Here is a 10,082-nt window from a genome sequence, read left to right on the forward strand (position 1 = left end):
ATGAAACTGAAATTCAAGAATCAAGCCTTCCAAATGGATGCAGTCAACGCTGTGGTGGATTTGTTTGCCGGCCAGGAGAAAACACGGAGCACCTTCTCCGTCATGGAGGAAGCCCAGACCAATTTCTTAAATGAGCTGGGCCAGGGCAATGCTCTCTACATTGACCAGGAAACATTGACCGCCAATATGCACACCGTCCAGAAGCGGAATAACCTGCCCCTGACCCCCACAGCGGAAGGCTGCCAGTTCTGTATTGAGATGGAAACTGGCACCGGCAAGACCTACGTCTACACCAAGACCATCTTTGAGCTGAACCGCAAGTACGGATTCACCAAGTTTGTTATCGTGGTGCCGTCGGTGGCCATCCGGGAGGGCGTCTACAAATCCTTTCAGGTCACGCAGGAGCATTTCGGCCTGCAATACGACAACGTGCCATGCCGGTACTTCATCTACAACTCTGCCAAGCTGTCCGACGTGCGGCAATTTGCCACCAGTTCCAATATCGAAGTGATGATTATTAACATCGACGCTTTCAAGAAAGCGGAGAACATCATCAATCAAGCGCAGGATCGGCTCAACGGTGAAACGGCTATGGGCTTTATTCAGAACACACACCCTATCGTTATCATCGATGAACCCCAGAGCGTGGACAACACCCCCAAGGCCAAGGAAGCCATTGCCACGCTCAATCCCCTGTGTGTGCTGCGGTACTCCGCCACCCACCGAGAAAAAATCAATCTGCTTTACCGCCTGACTCCGGTAGACGCCTACCAGATGGGGCTGGTCAAGCAGATCGCCGTATCCTCCAATCAGGTTGCCGGTGGCTTCAATCAAGCCTATGTGCGGCTGCTTTCCGTCAGCAACGACAAGGGCTTTAAGGCCAGAGTGGAACTGGATGTGAAGGGCAAGACCGGAGCCGTGACCCGCAAGGCCATGACTGTCAAGCCGGGCGACGATTTATTCCTGCTGTCCGGCGGGCGGGAACTGTACGAAGGCTACACCGTTACCGGAATTGACTGCACTCCCGATTTTGAACATATCGAGTTTGGCAATACCCAGGAGGTCAAGCTGGGCAAGGCCATTGGAGACGTGGACGAGAACATCGTCAAGAAGGCGCAAATCCGGCGCACCATCGAAACCCACCTTGACAAAGAGCTGCGGTATCTGGACAAGGGGATCAAGGTACTGTCCCTGTTCTTCATCGATAAGGTGGACAAGTACCGCCACGAGGACGGCACACCCGGCATCTACGCCACTATGTTTGAGGAGTGCTATCAGGAGCTGATCGCAAAGCCCAAGTATGCGCTCCTCCGAGAGCGATTCACCACAGATGTGAGCAAGGTACATAACGGCTACTTCTCTCAGGACAAGAAAGGACGCCTGAAGGACACCAAGGGCGACACCCAGGCCGACGATGACACCTACAACACCATCATGCGGGACAAGGAGTGGCTTCTCAGCTTTGAGTGTCCGCTGCGGTTTATTTTCTCCCACTCGGCGCTGCGGGAAGGCTGGGACAACCCCAACGTGTTTCAGGTCTGCACCCTGATCGAGCAGAAGTCCACCTTTACCTGCCGCCAGAAGGTGGGCCGTGGCCTGCGCCTGTGCGTGAACCAGGACGGTGAACGCATCGAGGACAAGAATATCAATGTCCTTCACGTCATGGCCAACGAGAGCTTTTCCGAGTTTGCTTCCACCCTCCAGAAAGAGATCGAGGACGAAACTGGCGTCAAGTTTGGTGTACTCCAGCTCAGTTTGTTTGCTGGGATGACCTATCAGGAAGAAGTTACCCGTGAGCATACGATTGACAGAGAAGAGGCCCACGAGCTGGTAAAAACCTGGATGGACGACGGCTCCATTGACAAATGGATGGCCGACCCCGAAATGACGGCAGCGGAAGAAAAAATTACAGCGGAATTGGAATCAGGGAAAATCACCGAACCGCCCAGCCCCGTAACGGAAGTCATGCGCCAAATTAAAAACGGTGCGACCGCTGAACAGGCAGCAGAGGCAATTATTGGAATCACCAGTACAATCACTACCGTAGAGGAACATACCGTCACCCACGAGGAAGCTACGGAGCTGCTGGAGCATTTTGAGCAGAAGGGGTATATCACCAGCACCGGTAAGGTCAAGGATACCATGAAGAACGCTTTGAAGAACGGAACCCTTGACCTGCCGAAAAAATATGAAGCTGCCAGAGAGCGTTTTGAGCAGATTATCGCCAATGCCGACCGGAAGCCCCCGGTGCGGGATGCCTCCCGTGATGTGGTGGTACGGCTCAACAAACAGGTCATGCTCTCCCCGGAGTTCCTGGAGCTGTGGAGCAAGATCAAGCAGAAAACCGCCTACCGGGTGAGCATTGACACAGAGCAGCTGGTGAAGAACTGCGTCAAAGCCTTTCAGGAAATGCCCCATATCCCCAAAACCCGTCTGGTGTCCCAGACTGCCGATATTCACATCCAGCAGTCCGGGATCAGCCACATGGAACGGGAAATGCGGACGATGGAGATTGCCAACGATTATCAGGCCCTGCCGGACATCATCACCGCCATCAGCGATGAAACGCTGTTGACCCCGGCTACCGTCAATCGGATTCTGGTAGAGAGCGGACGGTGTGGCGATTTCCTCAACAATCCGGAGGCATTTCTGGAGCAAGCCGTAGAGCTAATCCGCAGCCACCGCCACGCCTTGGCTATCGACGGTATCCGTTATGTGAAGCTGGATGGCCAGGAATATTATGTGCAGGAAATCTTCGACACCACGGAGTTGCTTGCTAACCTGGATCGAAACGCCGTAAAGGTGGAACACAGCGTCTATGACTATGTGGTTTACGACAGCTCCACGGTAGAGAAGCCGGTGGCGGTGGCCCTGGACAACGACCCGGATGTGAAGATGTTCTTCAAGATTCCCAGCCGCTTCAAAATTGAAACCCCCATTGGCACGTACAACCCCGACTGGGCTGTGTATCTGAATAAGAACGGTGAGGAAAAGCTGTACTTCGTCCTGGAAACCAAGGGTGACACCAGCTTTATGCACCTGAAAACCAGTGAGCAGCTAAAAATCCACTGCGGCAAGGAGCATTTCAAAGCACTGGACGCAGGTGTGGAGCTGGAGACTGCAACCAGTTGGACGGAGCTGCGCAAGCGCATTTGACAGAGATAGAAAGAGCTTTTTATCTCACATCTCGTCCTTGATTCTTGCGCTTTCCCTTGTTGGAAATCTGCTGCTCCTTCTGCGTCTGGCGCACCATTCTCCGCACGGCCAGCCGCTCTGCATCCTCGTCCAGCATCCGGGACACCGCCTTTTTACTGTCAAACATCAGAAGTGGGCTGTACTTCTCAACGTAAACCTGCTGTGCCTGGTTCTCCGCTTCCTGTTCTTTGCCGGGGCGGATGGCCTGTCTTGCTTCATACAGCTGCACTGGGTCGAAGCCCTGGGCCTGCTCCCGAAGCCCGGCATACTCGTTCAGGGCAGCGTCCAACTCGGCGGAATATTTCTGTTCCTGTTCTTCCAGCCGTTTCAGGCTCTGCTCCATGGCGGCGATGTCTTTGGGAAATTTATCGGCGGCATCTTCCTCGGAATATGCCAGCGACGCCAGAAGCAGATTTTTCTCCGAACGCAGTTCCTCCAAATCCTCTGTCAGTGCCGCAATCTTAGCCGCCAGTTCCCGGTGCCAGAATACATGAACCGCAGAGAGCGCCTTTTTCTCGGAAAGCAGACTGCGGCGCTCCTTCGTCTTATCCCGAATGTCCTTTGCAAGCTGATTGTACTGTGTGAGGGCAGGGCGCAGCGTATTCAGCGAAGCATTCAGGCGTTCCTTGCCCTTGCGGAGATACCCCAGCTGATAGCAGAACAGAAGCAAATTTTTTCGCAGATTCTCCATGGTCTCGGCGAGCGCCGGGATGGTATTTTTAACTGCCTGCGCCAGCTTTTTGACCTGTCCTCTCAGCTCCCGGAGCAGGGCATTGTCCGCCTTGATCTGCCGGTTTAGTTCGCACCGGTCAGAGATAATGCCCTTTTTCTCCATGGCTCTGGCAACCACACCCTCATGGACCGTGGGCCGCTCCAGCAGAGCACGCTCGGCATGGCTGCGGTGGTCGATGCGTTCTTCGTGCCCGGTGCGCTCCAGATGGCGGTTTGCCACATCCGCCCATGCAGCCCGCCACAAAACAAGCTGCTCGTCGCTGTTCCAGTGTTCCGTGATGGGATTTTGCCTGCCATATTTGGTGCTTTTAGGATATTTGGATACCCGTTCATAGCCCTGCGCCTGCGCTGCGGACGGGGCCATATACACCTTCTTTTTGCCCACTTTGTACTGGTACTGTTTCTCCCAGCCGTCGGCCTGTGCCTGTTTGAACTCAGCGGCGGTAAAGCCCTGTTCTTCGCCGTCTTTGACGCAGAGATATTCTTTCTCGGTCTTGTACTGCCATTTTCCCTTTTCATCCAGCGGGCGCACTGTCAGCAGGATATGGGCATGGGGATTGTGTCCGGGGGGATACGGGTCATGGATAGCAGCATCAGCGCACATTCCGTCTGCCACAAACTGCTCCTTGATGAAATCTTGCAGGAGCTGAATCTGTTCCTCCCGGCTTAACTCTATGGGCAGCGCCGCCACAAATTCACGGGCAAGGCGACTGTCCTTTGCGGTTTCGGTTTCCTCCACAGCGTTCCACAGGATTTCTCGATCCTGCCACTCTGCGGGGGCGGTGGCTGGCAGAAAAACCTGCCGCCACCCAAGGCCCTGTTTGCGGGTGTAGTCGTGCTGCACCCCGTCATACTCGTTGAGCATCCGGGAACAGCTCAGATAGGCCGCAGCAGCTACGGCGGAGCGTCCAGCTCCACGGCTGACTATTTTGGCCTCCAAATGATAAATCGCCATTGTCTATCGTCCTTTCCGAAGGGCTACTGTGAAACGCAGCAGCCCTTCTTCCGTACTCGATTACAACAGGTACGTCGTGAAATGCGACGTACCACCAGCAGGGGTGGAGCGAATCGTTCCACCCCTGTATCTGTGTCAAGCTGCCGGTGGCAGGTTGACGCAGGCAGGCGGCGGGATGGGGTGGCAATATACCACCCCATGAACAGGGGATTCCAAAACGAAAACCCCTGCGCCGACTGCATGGGCAAGGCTGGCAGTTTGGCAGAAATGCAGCCTTGTCCAGCGGCTCCCGCAGGAGTCGCAATCCCTCTCGGAGAGCGCACGTGCCCGACCAACGGGAGGGCTACCACCGCCTGCTTTAGCAGGTGGTGAGTAAGTGCGCCCTTCGGGATGAAAAAGAGGAAGGCCCCCGGTTTCCCGGAGACCTCCCAGCCATTTTCAATCGTGCGCTGCCAGCTTTCGCCGCAGGTATTCTTCCAGATTATCAAGCCCTACCGCCTGTACTTCCGGCAGCACTTTTTCCAGCACAGCGCCCTCCTGAATGAGCCGCCTTGTCCGGGCTTTTCGTGCCTTCACCCGGTCCCGTGCCTGGGCTTCCTCCAAGCGGTGCTTTGCCTGTAACAGTTTCTTTTCTTCACTTGTCATAGGTTTACCTCCGTTTCTGCCAGATCAGGTCATAGCCCAGCACATCGGCCAGCTCCACGACCTCTTTATAGCGAATAGATTCTCGCTGGAGCTTGGCGGACAGGTTGGAAACACTGTCCGACCAGCCGTATTCCTCATGAAGCCGGTCAACCAGCTCCTGCATGGTGTATCCCGCCCGGACGATCTGTGCCTTAATTTCGTTGCGTACCGTCATCATCAAAAATCCTCCTAAATTTACTTGATAAAAAAGCGAAGCCGGTACGCCCTCTGGCATAGCCGCTTCGCTGTGTCGTGAAAAATTCTCTTATCAATAAATCCGTTCAGAATTGCCGGTGTGATGTCCCGTCCATAGGTCGCACCTTCCGACTTTCCCGTTCCGTGTGACTTGGTTTGAAACCGTGCATTTTCCCATGGTTCCATGCACTCGGTTCACCGGGGTGAGAAGCACGGTTTCGCAAAATGATTTCTTCCAACCGTCAAATACTTTTCGATTCCCACTTGCCTTGATTTACCCCTCCGATTTTGCCAGCGATTTTTGATATACAACCGCTGAATTGCTATAAAAGGGAGAACAACTGTCAATCAAAGCGTACGTACGTACACGATTCAGCGCCGCCATTCCTCCGGCACATCTTCCGGTACGTACGTACGCATCGAATCGCCGGAAAACACTGATATATGATTTCTCACCAATACTTCAACCCCCAGAAAACCACGCACCCGCCGTCCGGCTGCGTTGGTCACATTGTTGCAGTATTCCAGATTGTAGCGGCTCTGGCAGGCGATCAGAGCTTCGCTGAAGCTGCGTGGTTTCAGGGCAGGCAGGTTGTTCTCGGTGCAGTAAATCTGGTATGCTTCGTACAGTTCTTTGGAGCTGGCAGATAGATCGGCTTTCAGGCGAACATACCCGTCAGAATCCAGAAAATCATAGACATTGTTGTTGTCCCGTTTGACTGCCTCCCGGTTTTCTCTGGTGCGGTCACTTTCGGTGAACTTGAAGTTGTTGGCGGCCAGCCGCTGCAATCCCTCAAAAGCCCACAGCAGAATACCCTCCACCTCGGCTTTCATCTTCTCGGCCAGGTCGGGATCATCCACACGGCCAGCCGGTTTTTCTTTTGTGGTCAGCACCAGCTGACGGCGGTAAAATCCGTCGCTCCGGTCAAACAGCGCCTGCAAATCTCCGTTGGAGAAAGCCAGCAGCCGGGCGCACATCCATCCCTGATAGCTCTGCTTGCCCTTGCGCTCCAAATCCATTTTGCCCTGGGCGGTGACGATGGATTTTACATAGTTGGTCTGGCGCAGAGCCTCCATCCGCATATCGTCATCCACGCACAGGAGGATATGCTCCAGATCAGCACGGGCAAACCGGTTCTCGGATATTTTCCCGATGCTGCCGTCCTTCATGTTGGAACCGAACAAAGTTCCCAGCACAGCGCCGATCTGCGACTTTCCTTCGCCGCCGCTGCCCTTAATCACCATCATCCGCTGTCCCTTATTGCTGGGGATCAGGCAGTAGCCGATATATTCCTGCAAGGTGGGAATATCCTCCGGGTAGAGCAGACCATCCAGAAATTGCAGCCAGAGAACAGGCTTTGGGGCGTTGGGGTTGTAGGCCACGGGGAAACGGTTGCGGACGTTTTCCGGCTTTCCCTCCGCAAAGGTTCCATCCAGAAAAAGCGTCCCGTTGGAAAGGTGAATCCGGTCCGGCTCCGGGGGAAAATCCTCCACCAGCGCCGCCAGCTTCATCAGCTCCACAATGTTGCTGATTTTGCGGGGAATGTTGCTGACCGCACAGCATTTCAGCTCCTCAAAAATCTCTCCCCGCAGGGGCAGTTCGTCTGTCACACGGCCTTCGGGCGTGAAAAAAGCCCCGTTTGTGAAGATGATCTTGTGCGTCTGCAAGAACTCCTCACAAAACAGGGCTTCGTTGATGCTTTTTCCATCAAACCAGACGGGCATCCCGTCAAGCTGCGCTTTGTTTTTCATGGGCATCGTCCTCCTTTTTCAGCCTGTCCAGCCGTTCCTCCAAACCGGCGATCAGACCATCCTTGTTCAGCATTTCTACGATTTTTACCCGTTGTTCCAGCTCGGCGGCAATGAGCAAATCTGCCAGATACTCCACATAGTCCAGCATCTGGCAGGCTTCCACAAACCGGTCATCCAGAACATCTTCCGGTGTCTTGGGTGTGTGCTGCACCTTCCAGCGTTCCAGAAGATGCAGATAATCGCACAATACCCGCAGGCAGCGCACTTGCTCCTGCCGGTATGCTTTCAGCAGGGGACGCTCCGGTTTGGGCAGGGCAGCTGCCGCAGGCGGCTTGTCCGGGCCAATCCCAAAATCCTGGGCCAGCTTCTGTGCTGCCTCGTAGCTGCTCAGGTCAAACAGCTTCGCCACAAGGTCGATCACATCGCCGGTGGCTCCGCAGCCGAAACAGTAAAAATAACGCTCGTTCAGCTTCATGCTGGGGTGCCGGTCCTCATGGAACGGACAGCTGCACATCCCGTTTCGGCTGACTTGCAGCCCATAGTGTTCAGCCGCATCGGGCACACAAATATTCTGTTTTACCAGTTCAAAGAGTGTCATAAAAAATCCCTCCGTTTCAGGGCATAAAAAATGCGGCCTGCCCGGTTTATTTGGGCAGGCCGCAATCCTTATGCAGTTTGTGATGCTTCCGTTTCTTTGGCTTTCCGCTTTTCCTGCCGGTAGAACTTCTCCCGGCAGGCGGGTTTGCAGAATTTAGCGTTGGGGCGGATAGACTGGAACGACTCTCCGCAGCACTGGCACACCAGCTGGTACGGTTCACCCGGAACGATCAGCCCTTCGGCAATCTTCTGTTTGCGCTCCTTCTGGCGCAGATATTTTTCATGGTCACGGATGCGCTTCTGGCGGCGCTTTTCCTCCGCAGCCAGTTCTTCCTCGGTGGGTTCGGGCATGGGCACTTCAAATTTCCCGATAAAGTTCAGGTAAATCTCGATTTCCTGAACCCGTTCCCCGGTGCTTCTGTCCGGGGCATGGACCAGAATCTTCTCCACAAATTCATGGATCATAGGGGCGGTCAGCTCGGTGAAATCTGTATATTTCTGTGCCAGCGCCAGAAAGTGACTGGCACGGTCCGTGTCCTCATGGAACTGGTTCAGCTGCGCCTGCTCGGAGGCAAGCAGCTGTTCCAGCTCGGCCTGTTCCTTCTCATATTCGGCACACAGCAGCTCGAACCGTTTTTCCTCCAACTTGCCCATGGCATAGGTTTCATACAGCTTTTTAATCAGCACGTCCAGCTCGGCGCTGCGCCTGCGCTCCTTGGCGACCTTGCGTTTCAGCTCCTTGGCTGCTTCCTGCTGGCGAACCTGTGAAATGCTGCGAACCTTCTGAATAAATTCCTCCCTGTTCTGGATGGCATAGCTGGCGGTAGTGCGGATGGTTTCCAGAATCAGGGCGTTCAGAGCCTTGGTGCTGACGCTGTGGGAAAAACACATCTGGGTTTCTCGTTCGATGGTCAAGCAGTAGGTGGAACAGTTATAGGTGTCGTTTCTGTACTCCTTGCCATCTGCCCGTGTGTGTTTGCCCCGGTGGTTATACATCTTTGCTCCGCAGTCGGCACAGAACACAAGGCCGGTCAGGGGATTGGCGACGCCAGTGGTATCTGTCCGGCGCACCGTCCGCTTCACCTGCTGGGCCAGCTGCCAGGTTTCCGGGTCAACAATGGCCTCGTGGGTATTCTCAAAAATCAGCCAGTCGGACGGGTCATTTTTTACCCGCTTATCCCGGTAGGACTTTTTTGGAGGAACGGAAATTCACGGTATGCCCCATATATTCCGGTTTCTCCAACATGGAGCTGACCGTAAAGCCGTACCAGTCATAGGGGCGGCTGGTGTCCACGGTATTCTTCCGGCTGCCCCTGCCGTTGCGGGCCAGATAATAGGCGGGGCACTCCACCTTCTCGGCTGTGAGCATTTTTGGAAATCTCATAGGGGCCGTGTCCCTCCACCGCAAGCCGGAAAATTCGCCGCACCACAGTGGCAGCTTCCTCGTCCACCAGCCAGTGGTCCTTGTCCTCCGGGTCTTTTTTGTAGCCATAGATGGCGTTGTTGGTGGTGGGCTTGCCCGCCTTGCCCTTGACACGGTATGCTGCCGAAACCTTTTTGGACTGGTCACGCAGATACCATTCGTTCATGATATTGAGAAAGGGGGCAAACTCGCCGCTGTCCTGTTCCTCGCTGTCAATGTTATTGGCAACAGCAACAAAATGAACCCCATTCTGCCGGAACATTACCTCGGTGTAAAAGCCGGTTTGCAGATAGTTTCTGCCGATCCGACTTAGGTCCTTACACAGCAGGTGGGCCACCTTTCCCGCCTCGATGTCCGCCACAAGGCGCTTCCATGCGGGACGGTCAAAGTTGCCGCCGGACCACCCATCGTCTGTGTAGTGGACGATATTGGTGTAGCCCCGCTGTGCTGCATAGCTTTCAAGATAACGTTTCTGGTTCAGAATGGAGTTCGAGTCGCCCGTGAGGTCATCGTCACGGGACAGGCGCTCATAGAGCGCAGTGATTTTTT

Annotated in this window: 7 protein-coding genes and 1 pseudogene; 1 reads left to right on the top strand and 7 read right to left on the bottom strand. The window is 54.7% G+C overall.

Annotation, left to right across the window (positions count from 1 at the left end):
- Positions 1-3,156, top strand: a complete 3,156-nt coding sequence (locus tag ROSEINA2194_RS14425; protein ID WP_009860795.1) for a type III restriction-modification system endonuclease — start codon at positions 1-3, stop codon at positions 3,154-3,156.
- A gap of 19 nt (positions 3,157-3,175) precedes the next feature.
- On the opposite strand, the gene mobQ is transcribed toward ROSEINA2194_RS14425, so the two are convergent.
- The 7 genes and pseudogenes from mobQ to ROSEINA2194_RS23635 all read right to left on the bottom strand — a co-directional run.
- Positions 3,176-4,882 (bottom strand): MobQ family relaxase, encoded by a 1,707-nt coding sequence (gene mobQ / locus ROSEINA2194_RS14430; protein ID WP_009860797.1) that lies wholly within the window; start codon positions 4,880-4,882, stop codon positions 3,176-3,178.
- Positions 4,883-5,320: 438 nt separating this feature from the next.
- Positions 5,321-5,527 carry a hypothetical protein gene (locus ROSEINA2194_RS14435; protein WP_009860798.1) on the bottom strand — a complete coding sequence of 69 codons (207 nt, stop codon included), beginning with the start codon at positions 5,525-5,527 and terminating at the stop codon, positions 5,321-5,323.
- 4 nt (positions 5,528-5,531) lie between these two features.
- Positions 5,532-5,744 (bottom strand): DUF6471 domain-containing protein, encoded by a 213-nt coding sequence (locus ROSEINA2194_RS14440; protein ID WP_014078521.1) that lies wholly within the window; start codon positions 5,742-5,744, stop codon positions 5,532-5,534.
- A 17-nt stretch (positions 5,745-5,761) separates the two neighbouring features.
- A complete protein-coding gene (locus ROSEINA2194_RS14445) occupies positions 5,762-5,947 on the bottom strand; it encodes a hypothetical protein (RefSeq protein WP_009860800.1) in 186 nt (61 codons plus the stop codon).
- Positions 5,948-6,133: 186 nt separating this feature from the next.
- On the bottom strand, positions 6,134-7,513 hold the full coding sequence (locus tag ROSEINA2194_RS14450) for a DNA primase family protein (RefSeq protein WP_009860801.1): 1,380 nt from the start codon (positions 7,511-7,513) through the stop codon (positions 6,134-6,136).
- Positions 7,491-8,111 (bottom strand): CHC2 zinc finger domain-containing protein, encoded by a 621-nt coding sequence (locus tag ROSEINA2194_RS14455; RefSeq protein WP_009860802.1) that lies wholly within the window; start codon positions 8,109-8,111, stop codon positions 7,491-7,493. The genes ROSEINA2194_RS14450 and ROSEINA2194_RS14455 overlap by 23 nt, the downstream gene beginning before the upstream one ends.
- 68 nt (positions 8,112-8,179) lie before the next feature.
- Positions 8,180-10,082 (bottom strand): annotated as a pseudogene (locus tag ROSEINA2194_RS23635) (DUF4368 domain-containing protein); the annotation flags it as partial.

The sequence above is a fragment of the Roseburia inulinivorans DSM 16841 genome (genome assembly GCF_000174195.1).
In the GTDB taxonomy this organism is placed as follows: domain Bacteria; phylum Bacillota; class Clostridia; order Lachnospirales; family Lachnospiraceae; genus Roseburia; species Roseburia inulinivorans.